Source organism: Corallococcus sp. CA041A (assembly GCF_003612075.1).
Taxonomy (GTDB): domain Bacteria; phylum Myxococcota; class Myxococcia; order Myxococcales; family Myxococcaceae; genus Corallococcus; species Corallococcus exiguus.
Genome location: NZ_RAWF01000212.1, coordinates 1 through 17,503, shown reverse-complemented (window position 1 = coordinate 17,503; position 17,503 = coordinate 1). Strand labels below are relative to the sequence as shown.

General features: G+C 71.8%; 15 protein-coding genes. 14 read left to right on the top strand and 1 reads right to left on the bottom strand.

Translation table 11 applies throughout. The annotated features are described in order from the left end of the window. The 8 genes from D7V77_RS43890 to D7V77_RS30495 form a co-directional block, all read left to right on the top strand. A partial coding sequence (locus D7V77_RS43890) for an FHA domain-containing protein (protein WP_158624514.1) occupies positions 1–1,149 on the top strand: 1,149 nt, incomplete at its 5' end. 36 nt (positions 1,150–1,185) lie between these two features. Next, on the top strand, positions 1,186–2,925 hold the full coding sequence (locus tag D7V77_RS30525) for an FHA domain-containing protein (RefSeq protein WP_167547947.1): 1,740 nt from the start codon (positions 1,186–1,188) through the stop codon (positions 2,923–2,925). After that, positions 2,922–4,643, top strand: a complete 1,722-nt coding sequence (gene xseA / locus D7V77_RS30520) for an exodeoxyribonuclease VII large subunit (protein WP_120579811.1) — start codon at positions 2,922–2,924, stop codon at positions 4,641–4,643. The genes D7V77_RS30525 and xseA overlap by 4 nt, the downstream gene beginning before the upstream one ends. A gap of 41 nt (positions 4,644–4,684) precedes the next feature. Next, positions 4,685–5,023, top strand: a complete 339-nt coding sequence (gene xseB, locus D7V77_RS30515) for an exodeoxyribonuclease VII small subunit (RefSeq protein ID WP_120579810.1) — start codon at positions 4,685–4,687, stop codon at positions 5,021–5,023. A 27-nt stretch (positions 5,024–5,050) separates the two neighbouring features. Then, positions 5,051–5,440: a PleD family two-component system response regulator gene (locus tag D7V77_RS30510; RefSeq protein ID WP_014397650.1), complete on the top strand. Its 390-nt coding sequence runs from the start codon at positions 5,051–5,053 to the stop codon at positions 5,438–5,440. Positions 5,441–5,445: 5 nt separating this feature from the next. Continuing rightward, positions 5,446–6,339, top strand: coding sequence for a polyprenyl synthetase family protein (locus D7V77_RS30505; RefSeq protein WP_120579809.1), 894 nt, complete (start codon positions 5,446–5,448; stop codon positions 6,337–6,339). Further along, the gene (locus tag D7V77_RS30500; RefSeq protein WP_120579808.1) at positions 6,339–8,165 is read left to right on the top strand and encodes a 1-deoxy-D-xylulose-5-phosphate synthase; all 1,827 of its coding nucleotides are present in this window, start codon (positions 6,339–6,341) and stop codon (positions 8,163–8,165) included. Before D7V77_RS30505 ends, D7V77_RS30500 begins: the two co-directional genes overlap by 1 nt. Continuing rightward, the gene (locus tag D7V77_RS30495) at positions 8,162–8,902 is read left to right on the top strand and encodes a TlyA family RNA methyltransferase (RefSeq protein ID WP_120579807.1); all 741 of its coding nucleotides are present in this window, start codon (positions 8,162–8,164) and stop codon (positions 8,900–8,902) included. Before D7V77_RS30500 ends, D7V77_RS30495 begins: the two co-directional genes overlap by 4 nt. Positions 8,903–8,911: 9 nt before the next feature. Here the strand turns inward: D7V77_RS30495 and D7V77_RS30490 are convergent, their stop codons facing one another. Beyond that, the gene (locus D7V77_RS30490) at positions 8,912–10,474 is read right to left on the bottom strand and encodes a hypothetical protein (RefSeq protein WP_120579806.1); all 1,563 of its coding nucleotides are present in this window, start codon (positions 10,472–10,474) and stop codon (positions 8,912–8,914) included. Between the two features lie 458 nt (positions 10,475–10,932). Here D7V77_RS30490 and D7V77_RS30485 point away from each other — a divergent pair, with 458 nt between their 5' ends. The 6 genes from D7V77_RS30485 to bacP all read left to right on the top strand — a co-directional run. Then, positions 10,933–13,431, top strand: coding sequence for an ATP-binding protein (locus D7V77_RS30485; protein ID WP_120579814.1), 2,499 nt, complete (start codon positions 10,933–10,935; stop codon positions 13,429–13,431). Positions 13,432–13,472: 41 nt separating this feature from the next. Next, a complete protein-coding gene (locus D7V77_RS30480; protein ID WP_120579805.1) occupies positions 13,473–15,323 on the top strand; it encodes a tetratricopeptide repeat protein in 1,851 nt (616 codons plus the stop codon). Between the two features lie 12 nt (positions 15,324–15,335). Continuing rightward, the gene (locus tag D7V77_RS30475) at positions 15,336–16,172 is read left to right on the top strand and encodes an alpha/beta hydrolase (protein WP_120579804.1); all 837 of its coding nucleotides are present in this window, start codon (positions 15,336–15,338) and stop codon (positions 16,170–16,172) included. Between the two features lie 53 nt (positions 16,173–16,225). After that, a complete protein-coding gene (gene bacN / locus D7V77_RS30470) occupies positions 16,226–16,567 on the top strand; it encodes a bactofilin BacN (RefSeq protein ID WP_120537550.1) in 342 nt (113 codons plus the stop codon). A 63-nt stretch (positions 16,568–16,630) separates the two neighbouring features. Further along, positions 16,631–16,954 carry a polymer-forming cytoskeletal protein gene (locus D7V77_RS30465; RefSeq protein ID WP_014397641.1) on the top strand — a complete coding sequence of 108 codons (324 nt, stop codon included), beginning with the start codon at positions 16,631–16,633 and terminating at the stop codon, positions 16,952–16,954. A 3-nt stretch (positions 16,955–16,957) separates the two neighbouring features. Beyond that, positions 16,958–17,503, top strand: a 546-nt coding sequence (gene bacP, locus D7V77_RS30460; RefSeq protein ID WP_147452211.1) for a bactofilin BacP, incomplete at its 3' end; no start/stop codon positions are given.

The window sequence follows — 17,503 nt, the reverse complement described above, 5'->3', positions numbered from 1 at the left end:
GAGCCGGTGACGTTCGTCGGCCGGGACCGGGCCGCGCCTGCCCCGACCCTGGACCCCGGCCCGCTGCCGGGCGAGTTCCCACTGGCCCCCGTGCCCTCCTCGGACGTGGAGGGGGACGCCATCCAGCCCGTGCCGGCCGACCTGGAGGACTCCCTTGTCCAGCCCGTGCCCAACGGCCCGGTGACGGTCGTCGCGAAGGTCGAGCCCTCGTCCGCCGCCGACAAGGCCCGTCAGCGGCGTCAGCTGGGCAAGTCACTCCAGGGCCGGTTCATCCTCTTCTGGAAGCGCCAGTCGCTGCCCAAGCGGATCGCCTTCGCGTCGCTGGCGGGCGTGGCCGTGCTGTGCGTGGTGACGCTGCTCGTGGCGCTCGCGGTCCCCACGGCCATCCGGCTCCCGGGCACCGAACCCTTCAAGCTGGGCATGGAGCCGGTGACGGACTCCTTCGGCCTGGGCGACGGCGTGCGCTGGGTCCACGCGGACGACAAGCTCTTCGACTTCCGCTTCGTGTCCCCCACGCGCGCCGTGGCGGTGCTGCACTACCAGGCCAGCAGCATCGCCCGGGACGAGGTCAACCTGTCCCTCAACGGCGTGTCCCTGGGCTGGGTGCCCCCGGACACTGCGCAGACGGCCGAGCGTGAGCTGGAGCAGATCCTCCCGCCCAGCCTCCTGCGGCGCAACGCCAACAACCAGATCCTCTTCGACAACGCCCTCAACCCGCCCGGCCGCGACCCGTGGCGCATCTGGAACCTGCGGCTGGAGATCATCCCGGTGCCGGAGGCGCCGCCGGATCAGCTGGTCGCCTCCGCCCGGGAGGCCGCGACGGCGGGGGCCCGCTTCTACGAGCTCAAGGATGTGGGCGCGGAGAACCTGTTCAAGGCGTGGCGGGAATACCGCGCCGCGTGGATCACCCTGGAAGCGCTGGACGACAAGCCGGAGCTCTACGAGGACGTCCGGGAGCGGATCGCCCAGATTTCAATGGAGCTGGACCACCGCTGCAGCCAGCTGATGATGCAGTTCCAGCGGGCGGTTCAGTTCCGCAGCCGACGGGATGCGGTCGCGACCCTGGAAGACGTACGGAGACGCTTCCCTACGGCCGAGCATCGCTGCCACAATCTCGCGCTGGAAAAAGCCTATGAGCACGAGCTTTAGGGCCCGTGCCCCCCTCAGCAGGACGCGGTGACCGCCATGTCGAACGCACCTCCCCCCGCCCGCCGACGGCCTACGTCCGGTACGCCCTCCTCCGGGAGCGGTTCGCGCGCGCCGGTCCGCCGGTCGACCTCCGGTGCCGCCGCGGCCCGCCCCGCGAAGCTCGTCGTCGTCGCCGGCCCCATGGAGGGTGAGGAGTTCGCGCTCTCCGAGCTCGAGTACACGGTCGGCCGCTCCGCCGACAACCCCATCTGCATCCAGGACACGTCCGTCTCCCGCAAGCACGTGACGCTGCGCAAGGAGTCCTCGGGCTGGATGGTCAGTGACATGGGCTCCGGCAACGGAACCATCCTCAACGGCGAGCCCATCGCCGAGGAGACACTCCTCGCCAACGGCGATGTCATCACGCTGGGCGACTCGGAGCTGCGCTACGAGGACACCGCCAACAGCACCGCGAAGGTGCAGGCCCCCACCGGCTCCCGGCCCCGTCCGTCCACGGCGGCGGGCCGAGGTCCCACGGCCGTGCCCACGCGTCCCGCCCGGGAGGGCCGCGCGCGCCCGCAGACGTCGCGCGCCGCCGCCGCCGCGGAGCTCACGCCGGAAGCGCAGCGCAAGCGCATGCGGATGAAGCTCGCGGGCGTCGCCGTGCTGGTGCTGCTCTTCGCGGGCCTGGGTGTCGCGCGCTCGCGCATGCGGCAACAGGCGGAGGAGCAGGGCCGCATCGAGGCGGAGCAGCGCGAGTACCGCGCGCAGCTGGGCGGCCTCTTCCAGGAGGCCAAGAACCTGGTGCGCGAGGGCCAGTGGGAGCAGGCCAAGGCGAAGCTGGAGGAGCTCCACACGCGGGCGTCGGACTATCCCGGCGTGGAGGACTACCTGAAGGCCGCGGAGCGGGAGATTCCCAACCAGAAGCACCTGGGCACGGCCCAGGCGGCGCTGGACAAGGGCGAGCTGGCCAGCGCGAAGGCGTCCATCGAGAAGGTGACCAGCGACACCCAGCAGTACGAGCAGCTGAAGACGGCGCGCAAGAACCTGACGGACGCCGCCGACAAGCGCACGAAGGAGGCCAAGGGGCTCCTGGACACCCGCGCGCTGGAGAACGTGCAGAAGGCCAAGGCCATCACCGACGACGTGCTCGCGACCTTCCCCGAGCACCGCGACGGCAAGCTGGTCAATGACGACGCCGTGCGCGTCATCGCGGACCTGACGCGTCCGGACCCCGTGCGCGTGGCCGCGACGCCCAAGCCGTGGGAGCCCGCGGTGGACCGCTTCCGCGACGCGGACATCACCGGGGCGGTGGCCATCCTCAACGCGTGCTCGGCCAAGACGTCCCAGTGCAAGCAGCTGATGGCGCAGATGACGGAGTTCGGCAACCTCTACAAGAAGCTGGAGGACCTGGACGCCAAGGGCCTCACCCGCCTGCTCGCGCTGGACAAGGAAATCACCGAAGGGCGCACGAGCAAGATGGCGCGCAACGCGGGCACCCGCGCGGGCAACATCTATTACAAGAGCGCCGCGGGCGCGAAGGCCGCCGGCCAGTGGTCGCGCGCCATGGAGTTCGCTCGCCGTGCCCTCCAGGCGGACCCCAGCCACACGGGCGCCGCCAACATCGTCAACGACCTCAAGGGCAAGGCGAAGGACCTGTACATGCAGGCCTACTCCATCAAGGACTCCAGCCCGGAGGACGCGCTGCCCAAGTTCCGCGACGTCGTCGCGATGACGCCGCCCGACGACGAGCTGCACGGCAAGGCCCAGGGCTGGGTCGAGAAGCTGTCGCGATGAAGAAGCGCAAGGGGCTGGAGCCGCCCCCGGCCGAAGAGCCGGGGCAGGGCGACCTGTTCGGCACGTCGCTGCTACCCCCCTTGCGTCCCGCGCCCGCGAAGGCCGCCAGCGGAGGCAAGACGCCTCCGGCTCCCCCGGCTCATTCGCCCGCGCCGGTGGCTGAAATCGCCGCGCCGCCCCCTGCCGCCGTCACTCCGCCGCCGCGCCCGGAGCGCACGGTGTTGTCGGTGGGCGAGCTCACCCGGCAGATCAAGCAGACGGTGGAGACGCGCTTCCCGCGCGTGATGGTGCGCGGTGAGGTGTCCAGCTTCCGGGGCGCCAACGCGCGCGGCCACTGGTACTTCACGCTCAAGGACGCGGACGCCTCCATCGACGCGAAGGTGTGGGCGTCCATGGCGGGGCGGATACGCTTCGCGCTGCGCGACGGCATGGAGGTGGTGGCCGAGGGCAGCGTGGACCTGTACGAGCCGCAGGGCCGCTACAGCCTCATCGTGTCCCGGCTGGAGCCGGTGGGCGAGGGCGCGCTGGCGCTCGCGTTCGAGCAGCTCAAGCAGCGGCTGGCGGCGGAGGGGCTCATCGGGGACCGGCGCGTGAGGCCGCCCCGGCCCGTGCCGTTCCTGCCCCGGCGCATCGGCGTCGTCACCAGCCGCACCGGCGCGGCGCTCCAGGACTTCCTGCGCGTGCTGCACTCGCGCAACCCCCGGCTGGGCGTGCTGCTGGCGGACGCGCGCGTGCAGGGCGAGGGCGCCGCGGAGGACGTGGCGCGGGCCATCGAGCGGCTTTCGCGCACCGACGTGGATGTCATCGTCGTGACGCGCGGCGGAGGCTCCGTGGAGGACCTCTGGACGTTCAACGAGGAGCGGGTGGCGCGCGCCATCTTCGCCTCGCCGGTGCCGGTGGTGTCCGCCATCGGCCACGAAATCGACTTCACCATTTCGGACTTCGTCGCGGACCTGCGCGCGCCCACTCCCAGCGCGGCGGCGGAGCGGCTGGCGCCGGTGCTGGCGGACCTGGAGCTGACGCTGGCCACGCAGTCCGGCCGGCTGCGCCGGGCCATGGAGCGCCGGGTGCTGGAACTGCGCGAGCGCCAGGGCCAGCTTCGCGCGCGGCTGCCGGACCCTCGCCGCGAGGTGAACCATCAGCGCCTGCACCTGTCCGAACAGGTGGAGGCGATGATGCGCGTGCTGCGCCCTCGCGCGCGCGAGCACCGGGAGACCTTGCGCGCCCTGCAGGAGCGGCTGCAGCGGGCGCGGCCCCAGACGCGGCTGTCGGAACAGCGGGCCCACCTGCTCAAGCTGGCCATGCGCCTGTCGGAAGCGGCGCGAGCGGGCGTCACCCGTCGGCGGGGCGCGCTGGCGGACGCACGGCTGGGGCTGGAGCGGCAATCCCCCACGGCGCGGGTGGCGGCCGAGCGGGCGAAGGTGGCCCAGGCGCGCTCGCGGCTTCTGGAGCTGCAGCGGGGCATGCTGGCGACCGCGCAGACGCACTTCGGACGGTTGGGGGGCCGCCTGGACGCCCTGAGCCCCTTGAAGGTGATGTCTCGCGGCTACGCGGTGACGTTCCGCCAGCGGGACGGCGTCGTGGTGCGCTCCACGGCGGACGTGGTGGTGGGGGACGTGCTGGGCATCAAGCTGGCGGCCCACGGGGCGAAAACCCTGGGCGGGTGTGAAGAAATCGAAGCCACCGTGACCAGCCTGAAAGGCCCGGTGGACTGCTAGCGGGCCACCCTCTACATTCCGCGCCCCGCTCGGGGAGGTGGATGGCCGTGGCGAAGTCGGACAAGAACCCCAAGGTGGAGCCCGCTCCGGAGCAGTACGGAGACGTGGTGTCGCGCCTGGAAGACACGGTGGCGCGGCTGGAAAGCGGCGACCTGTCGTTGGAAGAGTCGCTCAAGGCGTTCGAGGAGGGCATCCGCCTCGTCCGCCGGGGTGAGAAGCTGCTCACGGAGGCCGAGCAGCGAATCGAACAGCTGCTGGTGGACGAGGACGGCCAGGACGTGGCGGCGCCGCTGGCGGTGGCGGCCCGGCCCGCTCCGCAGGCTGCCCCCCGGGCGACCGCGCAGGCGCGTCCGCCACCGGAGGACGATGTCCCGTTCTAGGTATCAGGGGAAGGGTGGAGGCCGGGCATGTCGAAGCCGAAGATTACGATTGTCGATGACGACCGCGACACGCGCGAGCTGCTCGCCGAGGCCCTGGGGGCCGAGGGGTTCGAGGTCATGTCCGCGGCCAATGGCCTGCGGCTCGTCGCGTCGCTGGAGCTGCACCGGCCGCACGCCATCCTCCTGGACGTGAACATGTCCTGGATCAACGGCTTCGAGCTGTGTCAGGCCGTGAAGCAGAACAAGCAGTTCCGGGACATCCCCATCATCTTCATCAGCGGGCGGGGAGACCCGGAGGACAAGCGGCGAGGCATGGAGGTCGGCGCGGCCGACTACTTCGTGAAGCCGCTGGAGCTGGACGCGCTCGTCAAGCGCATCCGCGAACTCATCCCCGCCGACGTGGCGAAGGAGCCCTGACGCCGATGGCCGCTTTCAACCTGGACCCCTTCATGCGCACGCAGCATTCGCGGGTGGAGGCGCTCCTGCTCGAACGCGCGGACCGCCTGGGTCCCGCGGGCACGCCGCCCCGGCTGGCGGAGTCCATGCGCTACTCGCTGCTCGCGGGCGGCAAGCGCCTGCGCCCGGTGCTGTGCCTGGCCTTCGCGGACGCGGTGTCCAAGTCGAGCACCGACGCCGCCGTGGTGGCGGACGCGGCCTGCGCGCTGGAGTACGTGCACACCTACTCGCTGGTGCACGACGACCTGCCCTCCCTGGACAACGACGACCTGCGCCGGGGCCTGCCCACGAACCACAAGGTCTACGGCGAGCCGGTGGCGCTGCTGGCCGGGGACGGGCTGTTGACGGAGGCCTTCCACGTGCTCGCCTCGGGGCCGGAGCCGGTGCGCGGCATCCTGTGCGCGGAGCTGGCGCGCGCGGCGGGCGCGAGCGGGATGGTGGGCGGGCAGGCGCTGGACATCGCGGCGGACCGGGCCGCGGCTTTGGATTACCTCCTGCGGCTGCACCGGATGAAGACGGGCGCGCTCATCCTCGCGGCGTGCCGGATGGGCGTCCTGGCGGCCGGGGGCGACGCGGCGGCGCTCGCCAGCGCGGTGACGTACGGTGAAGCGGTGGGCCTGGCCTTCCAGATCGCCGACGACGTGCTGGACGTGACCTCCAGCGCGGAGGCCATGGGCAAGCCGGTGGGCGCGGACGCGGAGGCCGGGCGCTTCACCTTCCCGGCGGTGGTGGGGCTGGACGAGTCCCGCCGCATGGCCGACGAGCTGGTGGCCCGGGCGGAGGCGGCGGTGCGCCCGCTGGAGGGCGTGGACGGTCCGCTGGCGGCGCTGGCGCGCTACTCGGTGGAGCGGAAGTCCTGATGGCGGACGTGCTGTCCGGTGTCGCGTCTCCCGCGGATGTGCGCGCGCTCCCCGAGGACGCGCTGCCCGGCCTGTGCGAGGCGCTGCGCGAGGCCATCATCACCACGTGCGGCCGCGTGGGAGGCCACCTGGGCGCGTCGCTGGGCGCGGTCGAAGTGGTCGTGGCCCTGCACCGCGTCTTCCACACGCCGCAGGACGCGCTCCTCTTCGACGTGGGGCACCAGGCGTACGCGCACAAGCTGCTCACCGGCCGGCGCGACCGGATGCACACGCTGCGGCAGGCGGACGGCATCGCGCCGTTCCTGGATCCACGGGAGAGCCACCACGACGCGCTGGCGGCCGGTCATGCGTGCACGGCCATCTCCGCGGCGCTGGGTCTGCTTGCCGGCCGGCGGCAGCTGGGGCACTCGGGCCACGTGGTGGCGGTGGTGGGCGACGGCGCGCTCACCGGGGGCCTGAGCTTCGAAGGGCTCAACAACGCGGGGGGCAGCCCGCTGCCGCTCGTGGTGGTGCTCAACGACAACCAGATGTCCATCAGCGCGAACGTGGGCGCCATCCCGGCGCTCCTGCGCACGCGCAACGCCCGCGCCTTCTTCGAATCGCTGGGCTTCACCTACCTGGGCCCGGTGGACGGGCACGACCTGGGCGCGCTCACGCGGGCGCTGCGCGAGGCGAAGGCGTCATCGCGCCCGGTGGTGGTGCACGCGCTGACGAAGAAGGGGCGCGGCTTCCCGCCGGCGGAGGCGGACGAGCAGACGCGCGGCCACGCGATGGGGCCGTACGAGTGGCGCGACGGCAAGCTGGTGCGCTCGCGCGGGGGTCGGCCCACGTTCAGCGAGGCCTTCGCCCAGGTCTTGGGTGACGCGCTGGAGCGGGACCCGCGCGTGGTGGCCGTGACGCCCGCGATGCTGGAGGGCAGCGCGCTCACCGGCTTGAAGGCGCGCTTCCCGGACCGCGTGCACGACGTGGGCATCGCGGAGCAGCACGCGGTGACGTTCTGCGCGGGGCTGGCCGCGGCGGGCGCGAAGCCGGTCTGCGTCATCTACTCCACCTTCCTCCAGCGCGCGTACGACCAGGTGGTCCACGACGTGTGCCTGCCGGGGCTGCCCGTCGTCTTCGCGGTGGACCGGGCGGGGCTCGTGGGCGCGGACGGCGCCACGCACCAGGGCGCCTACGACGTGTCCTTCCTCCGGCCGCTGCCGGGTCTCACGCAGTGGGCGCCGGTGGTGGGAGAGGACCTGGGGCCCATGCTCGCCACCGCGCTCCAGGCCTCTGGGCCCTCCGTGCTGCGCTTCCCGCGCGGCACGCTGCCGGACCTGCCGCCGGAGTTGGCACGGGACGGGACTGAGGCGCACGACGCGCGCGCTGGCGCGGAGGGGGGCAAGAGTTCCACGGCCTCGCGGCTGACACCGGCCGCGCTCCCCATGCCGGGCGCCCGCTGGCTGAAGCGTGTGCCCGGCTCACGGCTGACCTTGGTGACACTCGGACCTCTGGGTCTGTCCGCGCTGGAGGCCGTGCGGAGCGAGCCGGACTGGAGCGCGCTGGACGCGCGCCGGGCGTGGCCCTTGGATGAAGCCGCGCTCCTGGAGGCCGCTGCGGGCGGGCACGTGGTGGTGGCGGAGGAGGGCACCGTCCGGGGCGGCCTGGGCAGCGCGGTGCTGGAGCTGTACGCCGCGTCGGGCGTGTCTCCCCGGGTGACGCTGCTGGGCATGCCGGACGTCTTCCTGCCGCACGGGGACGCGCGGGTGCAGCGCACACAGCTGGGACTGGATGCGGCGGGCCTGCTGCGCGCGGGCCGTGCGCTGCTGGGAGAGGAGAACCGGTGAAGCCGAAGAAGGAACGCCTGGACGTGCTGGTGGTGGAGCGCGGGCTCGCCGAGTCGCGCACCAAGGCCCAGGCGCTCATCCTCGCTGGCCAGGTGGTGGTGGCGGACCAGCGCGTGGACAAGCCCGGCTCCCTCGTGCCGGTGGAGGCCGAGCTGCGCCTCAAGGGCGAGGTGATGCCGTACGTGTCACGCGGCGGCCTCAAGCTGAAGGGGGCCATGGACCGCTTTGGCCTGGACGTGACGGGCCGCGTGGGCGCGGACATCGGCGCAAGCACGGGCGGCTTCACCGACTGCCTGCTCCAGCACGGCGCGGTGCGGGTGCACGCCATCGACGTGGGCTACGGCCAACTGCACGAGAAGCTGCGCGTGGATCCGCGCGTGCGCTCCCGCGAGCGGGTCAACGCGCGCTACCTCACGGACGAGGACCTGCCGGAGAAGGTGGGCGTGGTCGTCATCGACGTGAGCTTCATCTCGCTCACCCAGGTGCTGCCGTCGGTGCTGCCGTTCCTCTCACCGGGTGGGCTGCTCATCGCCCTGGTGAAGCCCCAGTTCGAGGTGGGCCCTGAGCGCGTGGGCAAGGGCGGCGTGGTGCGCGACCCGGCAGCGCGGCAGGACGCCATCGACACCGTGACGGCCTTCGTTCGCGAGCACGGGCTCAGCGTGCGCGGGTTGATGGACTCGCCCGTGCCCGGGCCCGCCGGCAATGTGGAAGCGCTCCTCGTCGCCGACAGGCCCTGAGGCCCGCCGTCACGGCTTGACGGCGCGGTATTCAGGCAGCGTGAGGGCCTGGACCAGGTTGTTGCCCACGCGCATCCACAGCCGCCCGCTGTCATCCACGGAGCAGGACAGGCTGCTGGAGACCTCGTAGCGGAACAGCTCGCCCTGTTCGGCGGAGTCCACCGCGACAATTTCCTGGGGCAGGGCGCCCGCCACGTTCGGGCCGGTGAGCAGGTAGAACTCCGCGCTCGTCGGCTGGCCCAGCTGCACCTGGAGGATGCGCAGCTGCCCGGACGCGTCCACGGACGTGCCGCCCTTGTTCATGACGAGGCCGCTCGTCGAGTTCAGGAACCACACGCGCTGGTCGCCAATGGCCGCCACCTTCGAGCCGCCATTGAACGGCAGCAGGAAGCGGATGGGCACCGGGAAGGTGGTGCTGGACCACCGGTACGCGTTGCCCTCGCAGCCCGCGGCCTCCGTGGAGCAGGCCTCGATGCGCGACTGGTTGTTGTTGAAGTCGAAGGACATGAAGAGCGTGGAACCATCCACGCTGAACGACGCGGGCGGCGGCGCGCTGATGAGGCCGTTGTACTGGTAGATGATGCGCGTGCTCACCGGCTGGAGGTCCTGGCTCGTGGCGTTCGCGTCCAGGGTGGCGACCTCGATCTGCAAGGCGGGCCCGCCGCCGCCTGCGGTGTTCGGATAGGCCACCAGCACCTGCTGGCCCTTCTCCTTGGGCGGGGTGATGGGCTGCAGCGGCGCGTTCTCGAACATCCACTGGAAGGAGCCGCCGGACGACGTGTGCTTGAGGCGCGACACCGTGTAGAGGTCGTTCACCAGCGCGTCGCCGTTGGCCATCACCGACAGCTGCTGCAGCTTGTACGTGGCCGCGGTGCGACCGGAGGTGGCGAAGTTGGAGTCCACCGCCACGGCGCCCGAGCCCGGCGTCCACACCCACCGCTTGCCGCTCGTCGGGTTGATGCTGGTGATGACCGTCGAGGAGCTGCACGGGATGCCCAGCTCCACCGAGTTGCGCACCACGCCCGTCGAGTCCACGCGGAAGAGCGTGCCGGAGCCCGTGGTGGGGTTGCCGCACCCGATGAAGGCGACGTTGGTGCCGCTGCCCTCGGCGATGAAGAAGTCCGTCACCACCTGGCCGTTGGGGTCCGGATCCTTGATGACCTTCGTCACCGGCAGGAACGTGGCCGCCTGCGGCTGGGACGAGTTCGTCCGGCCGTCGGAGCACGTCGCCCGCGCGTTGAGCGACAGGCTCACGGCGAGTCCGCGGGTGTACTTGATTTCATTCGAGGCCAGCTCGAAGTCCATGGACCCGCTGGTGTAGGGCACGGTCTTCAGGAACGTGTCCTTGTCGTAGATGTCCACCCGCGACACGGCGTCACACCCGGACACGATGACCCGCACCGTCAGCGATGGGGCCGCCGTGTTGGGCTGCGGCACGGTGAGGGTCACCGTCGGCGGGTCCGGAGTGGGAGCCGGCTTCTCACCACCACAGGCGGCGAACACGGAAGCGCAGAAGGTCAGCAAGGCCAGGAAGGCCCGCGGCGCGAACGGGCGCGAAGGGACGGAGTGCATGGTTTCGCACTCTACCGCGCTCCCCCGGGAAGCGGGCGGGGCCACGTCCCTTAGCGCGCCCATCCCCCGGAATCCTGATCGCGAGAGCCCTGAAAACCCCCGCCGACGCCTGCTCGCCCACCCTGCCTCCGGCCGGACGGCAAGGGTGGTGTTGGAAGAAAGTGACAGTCTGACTGTTTTCGTGGGATTCCACCGTTACAAGGGGTGGGCGGGCGGTTTCCGGTCACCGGACCGTCACGCATGTGCGGGATTCCGGAGGAAGAACACCGGTCCGGGGTATACGTCGCGCGCCTTTTCCCACCCCTCTCGCTTGAGGAGAGCCCCGTTCAACCGCTGGCCCGCGGACGGGTTAGACGGCATGATCCGGAATCGACCATGACCCCTTTCGCACCCAACGGGTTTTCGCGACGTCGTTCCCAGTCTGGGCGGGGCGGAGGCGCGCCGTGAGGATCGAGATGTTGTCGTCTGAGCAGCGGGGGCGGGTGCTGGTGCTCGCGGCCAAGGCCGCGGGTGACGCGTTGGTGGAGCGGCTCACGGCGAGTGGCTACCAGTGCGCCTCCACGGAACGGGAGACCGGGCTGGCGGAGATGGTGGATCAGCTCCAGCCGGAGGTGGTGCTCCTGGCGGTGACGGCCAAGCGGGCCGCGGAGCTGCTGGAGACGGTGCGCAAGACGGACAAGCTCCAGCGCCTGCCGGTGCTGGTGGATCAGGGCCGCGCGCGCTCGGCGGAGGCCTTCAAGCGGCTGGCGGTGGACGACTTCGTGCGCGGCGCCGACGAACTGGTGCCCCGGCTGGAGTCCGCCCTGCGCGCCTGGAGGCTCAAGGAGCGCGAGGAGCGCATCCGGATGCGCATGGGGATGCTGCTCGAAATCACCCAGGCGGCCACCAGCTCGCTGGAGCTGGAGGAGATCCTCCGCATCGCGGTGGAGAAGGTCGGCCAGGTGACCGGCACGGACCGCTGCTCGGTGGTGCTGGTGGAGGGCAGCCACGCGCGCACGGCCACGGTCGTCGCGACGCAGGAGGACCCCAGCCTCGTCCAGCTGGACATCGAGGTGGCGCGCTACCCGGAGCTGCGCCGCGCGCTGGAGACGCGGCAGCCCGTCCTGATTGAAGAGGCGCAGCGCGACCCGCTGATGGCGGAGGTGCGCACGTCGCTGCTACCGCAGGGCGTGAAGTCCATCCTGGTGCAGCCGCTCATCTGTCAGGACGACCTGCTGGGCGCGCTCTTCCTGCGCGTGTCCAAGGGCGAGGCGTCCATCGGCCGCGACGAGCAGGAGTTCGCGGAGGCGGTGGCGGGCGTGCTCGCCAACTCCATCCGCAACGCGCGCCTGCACACGGCGGTGAAGAAGAAGCGCGAGGACCTGGAGCTGGCGTACGTGGAGCGCTACCGCGAGCTCAACGACGCGAACCGCCGCCTGAAGGAGCTCAACCGCCTCAAGGATGAGATCATCGCGGTGTGCAGCCACGACCTGCGCGCGCCGCTCCAGGTGCTCCTGGGGCACGGCCGGCTGCTCCTGGAAGGGCCGCTGGAGACGCAGCAGAAGCAGTCCGCGGAGGCGATGATCCGCCAGGGCCGGAAGATCCTCACCCTGGTCGAGTCCCTGCTGGAGAAGGGCAAGGGCGAGGCGGCGCGGCTGTCCATCGAGCCCCGCGTGCTGGACGTGGCGCAGCTGTGCCGCGACGCCGTGGCGGAGCTGGAGATTCTCGCGGCGGAGAAGGCCGTGTCGCTGCGCTCCGAGTGCCCCGACAGCCTGATGCTGATTGGCGACGAGGTGAAGCTGCACGAGGTGCTGCAGAACCTCATCAGCAACGCCATCCAGCACGCCAGCGACCCGGGCGTGGTGGTGGTGCGCACGCAGCGGCTGTCGCGGCCGGACGGCGACGCGGTGCGGGTGATGGTGAGCGACAACGGGGTGGGTATTCCCCCGGACGAGCTGCACCTCGTCTTCGACCGCTACCGCCACGGGCCCAAGGGCACGGGGCTGGGGCTGGCCATCTGCAAGGAGTTCGTGGAGCTGCACGGCGGTGAAATCTGGGCGGAGAGCCCGGCCGACGGTGGCTGCACCTTCGTCTTCACGCTGCCCCTGGCGCAGGAGGCCGCGCGCAACCCCCGGCCGCAGCCCGCGCCCGGCGCCGCGCCCGAGCAGCCGCGCGTGCTGGTTGTGGAGGACGAGCCCGAAATCGCGGCGGTGCTGTCGGAGGTGCTGCGCTCGAAGTACCGCGTGGAGGTCGCTCGCGACGGCGCGGAGGGCCTGGCGAAGGCGCGCGCTTCACGGCCGGACCTGGTGGTGATGGACGTGTTCCTGCCCAAGCTGGACGGCCTGGACGCGGCCATGGCGCTCAAGTCCTCGTCGGACACGGCGCACATCCCGGTCATCCTCCTGTCCGCCCACCAGGGCGTGGCCGACAAGGTCCGCGCGCTCAACCTGGGCGCGGTGGACTACATGGCCAAGCCCTTCAACGCGGTGGAGCTGCTCAACCGCACCGAGCGCGCCCTCAAGCTGAGCCGGGGTGAGAAGGATCAGCAGGACAAGACGAACTCGCTGCAGCGGCGCACCGGCAGCGATCCGGTGACGGGCCTGCTCGACCGCCGCGGCCTGCTCCTGCGCTTGGAGCAGGAGGTGGCCCGCAGCCGCCGCTACCACCGCGCCCTCACGCTGGCGGTGCTGCGTCCGGACCGCGATCTGGACGCCATGCCGCCCAACATGGCGGAGGTGATGCGCAAGCGCGTGCGCCACCCGGACTCCATCGCCCATCTGGGGCTGGGCGTCTTCGCGGTGGTGCTGCCCGAGTGCAACGCGGACGCGGCGCGCACGGTCATCAACCGCCTGATGCCGGACGTGGAGAACGTGACCTCCATCGAGTACCGGGCCGCCATGGCGGACGTCAGCCAGGACAGCGATCCGGTGGAGAAGCTGCTTGAGAAGCTGGGAGCCCCCCCGCCCGAGGTCCACTAGCCCGCGTGCGCCCGCTCCCGCTCCTCAGTCGTGCCGCAGTGATGTGCCTCGCGCTGGCCGCCGGAGGTTCGGGGGCCGCGCCCGCGAGGAAGGCCCCGGCCCCGCACGTCGACCGCGAGGCGATGCGCGAGGCCATGGATTCGAGCGACCGCGACGATGAGCCGTCCGCGTCGTCCGCCAGCTACGCGCACTACCTCCAGGCGCGGCTGATGCACCTGGAGGGCAACCACCGGGCCTCGGTGGACGAGCTGCGGCTGGCGCTCGCCACCGACGACGGCAACCCGACCATCCTTACCCAGCTGGGCGAGGAGTACGCGCGCCTGGGTGACCTGGAGCGCGCCGAGCGCGAACTTCGCCGGGCCGTGGAGAAGGCCCCCACGCACTACGCCGCCCACGTGCTCCTGGGCCGGGTGTTGCTGGAGTCCGGCCGCACGGCGCGCGCGAAGCAGCACCTGCGCCGCGCGGTGGCCCTGCGTCCCCGCGAGCCGGAGGCGTACCTCGTCCTGTCGCAGCTGTACCTGGACGCGAAGGCCCCCGACGATGCGGTGAAGGTGGTGGAGTCGCTGGCCCACGCGCTGCCGGGAGAGGCCTCCGGCTACCGGCGGCTGGGGCTCGTGCTGGCCGAGCGCGGCGACGCGGCCCGCGCCGAGCGCCTGCTCGCGAAGGCCTCCGAGCGCGACCCGGGTGACGTGGAGGTGTGGTCCACGCTGGCCCGTCTCTACGAGGACTCCGGCCGTCCGAAGGAGGCGGAGGACGCGCTGGCCCGCGCGCTGGAGGCGGATCCGGACAGCCGCGAGGTGCTGCTGTCCGCGGGCCGTGCCGCGCTGAAGGGCGGGTCGGCGACCCGGGCGCGGGCTTACTTCGACCGGCTGCTGTCGCTCTCCGCGTCGCCGGAGCTGGCCGTGCGGGTGGCCTTCAGCTACCTGGCCTCTGGAGAGCCCGCCGCCGCGAAGGAGGTGCTGGACGCCGCGCGCAAGGACGCGCCGGACGAGCCCCGCCTCGCGTACTACGCCGGCCTGGTCGCGGAGCGCACCCGCCGCTTCTCCGTCGCCGCCGCGGACTTCGCGAGCGTGCCCCCGGACTCGGAGGTGTTCCCCGACGCCCGCGTGCGCCAGGCCCGCTGTCTGTCGCTGGTGGGGGACCACCCGCGCGCGCTGGTGCTCTACCGCATGGCCATGTCGGAAGCGCCCGACGACGTGGAGGTACACGTCGGCTACGCCCGGGCGCTGGAGCGCGGCGGGGACGCGACGCGAGCGGAAGGCGTGCTGCGCGAGGCGCTGGCGGGGGAGGGCGGGGCGCTGGCATACGACGCGCTGGCCACCCTGCTGGAGCGCCAGGGCCGGGCTCCGGACGCGCTCGCGCTCTTGAGGGACGCCGTCGCGAAGGCGCCGAGGAGCCAGGACCTGCAGTTCGCCCTGGCCACCCTGCTGGAGCGCCAGGGCGACGTGGCGGGGGCGCTGTCTCGCATGCGGGCGGTGCTCGCGTTGAAGCCGGACCATTCCGCCGCGCTGAACTTCATGGGTTACGTGATGGCGCAGCGGGGCCGGGACCTGGACGAGGCGGAGCGGCTGGTGCGCCGCGCGCTGGCGCTCCGGCCGGACAACGGGGCCTACGTGGACTCGCTGGGGTGGGTCCTCTTCCAGCGCGGCGACGCGAAGAAGGCCGTGGAGGTCCTGGAGCGCGCGGTGGAGCTGGCCCCGGACGACCCCGCCATCCTGGAGCACCTGGGGGACGCGTACCTCAAGGCGGGCCGCGCCCCGGAGGCCGTCCGGACCTGGACGCGCGCGCTGGAGGTGCTGACGCTGGAGCCGGAGGCCGCCGAGCCCGCGGACCAGCGCACCACCCTGGAGCGCAAGTTGAAGGCGCTACCCTCGACCGCGCCGGGCCGCTAAGGTCCCGGGCTCATGGCCCGCCACGACGAAGGCTTCTTCACCGGGAAGGACAACACCCGGCTGTTCTGGACGCTCGACCTGCCGGACGCGGCTCCGCGCGCGCACGTCGCCATCGTCCACGGCTACGGCGACCACATCGGCCGCTACCGGCCCGTCATCGACGCGCTGGTGCAGGACGGCTTCGCCGTGCACGGCTTCGACTACCGGGGCCACGGCCGCGCGGACGGACGGCGCGCCTACGCCGCGAAGTGGACCGAGTTCCTCGACGACCTGGACGGCTTCTGGCAGCGCGTGCGCAAGGCCGCGGGCAACGAGAAGATCTTCCTGCTCGCCCACAGCCACGGCGGCCTGATGGCCGCGCACGCCCTGACCGGGAGACTGGAAGGCCTCTCCGGCGCCATCCTCTCCGCGCCCTACCTCAAGCTGGCCATCAGCCCGCCGGCCGCGAAGGTGCTCGCCGCGCGCATGGTGGGCACCCTGGTGCCGTGGATGAAGGTCCCCTCGGGCCTGGCCCCGGAGATGCTCAGCACCGACCCGGACATCCAGAAGGCAGTCGGGGCGGACCCGCTCTACGTGCCCTTCGCCACGCCCCGCTGGTTCGTGGAGTCGACGGCTGCCCAGGCGCAGACGCTCGGGCTGGCGCCGAAGATTCAAGTGCCGCTGTTCGTGCTGTGCGGCCAGGAGGACGGGGTGGCGCTGCCGGCGGCGGCGCGGGCCTTCTTCGAGGCGGCGGGGACGGCGGACAAGAAGTTCAAGGAGTACCCCGGCATGCGGCACGAGCCGCTCAACGAGCGGGACCGCGCGACGGTGTTCCAGGACATCTCCGGCTGGATCTCCGCGCATCTCTGACATAATCAGGTCGCCCCGCTCCCGACGGAGCAGGCGCTGGCGAGGATCACCTCATGGCACAGGGTGAAACGGGCATCATTGGCAAGGGCATCGTCATCAGGGGCAACCTCACGGGCGGAGGGGACCTGGTCATCGAAGGACGCGTGGAGGGGCAGATCGCCCTGAAGAACCACCTCACCATCGAAGGCACCGGCAAGGTGCAGGCGGACATCCGCGCCGAGGAACTGACCATCAACGGCGAGGCGAGCGGCAACATCGACGCCTCCACGCGCGTGGCCATCAACGCCTCGGCGAAGGTGGCCGGCGACATCAAGGCCCCACGGGTCGTCATCGAGGATGGTGCCGTGTTCAACGGCTCCATCGAGATGGACGTGAAGTTGCCGGACGACATCTAGCATCCACCGGGGACCGACCCACGGCCCCCCAGGCGCACAGCTTCGAGAAGGCGGACAACACTCATGGCGAATACGATCATTGGCTCGAGCATCGTCATCGACGGGGAGATTTCCGGGGACGAGGACCTGGTCATCCAGGGCACCGTGAAGGGGAAGATCTCCCTCAAGGAGAGCCTCTACGTGGAGGGCTCGGGCGTCGTCGAGGCGGACATCGAGACGCAGAACGTGGAGATCGCCGGCCGCGTGACGGGCAACATCGCCGCCACCGACAAGGTCGAGCTGAAGACGGACTGCCGCGTGGTGGGCGACATCAAGGCCCCGCGCATCCTCATCGCCGACGGTGCCTCCTTCAAGGGCAACGTCGACATGGACATGAAGGAGCGCTGATCCGTGGCGACCGCGAAGGATCTTGCAGGCAACTCCGTCGACAACACCGTGGTGGGGCCTTCCATCCTCATCAGCGGTCGGCTCACGGGTGACGAGGACCTCACGGTCCGCGGGCGCGTCGAGGGTGAGCTCACCCTCAGCCGCACCCTCATCGTGGAGCCGTCCGGCGTGGTGAAGGCCAACGTGGCGGTGCGAAACGCCATCGTCAGCGGCGTGGTGGTGGGCAACATCAACGCCACGGAGAGCGTGGAGCTCACCCGCGAAGGCCGCATGGTGGGCGACATCCGCGCCCCCCGCGTCATCATCGTGGACGGGGCCAGCTTCCGCGGCCGCGTGGACATGGGAGACGTGGAACCGGGCCGGCTGCCGTCCGAACGCCCCGCCGTGGCCCGTCCCCAGGCGGTGACGCGTCCCACGGTGCGTCCGGGCGCCACCCCGCCGCGTCCTCCGACGCCGCCGGCCGCTCCGCCGCGCGCCGCCCCGACGCCGCCCCCGCCTCCCGCGCGCACGCAGCCCGCGTCGGCGCCGGCCACCGTCGTGGCCCGTCCG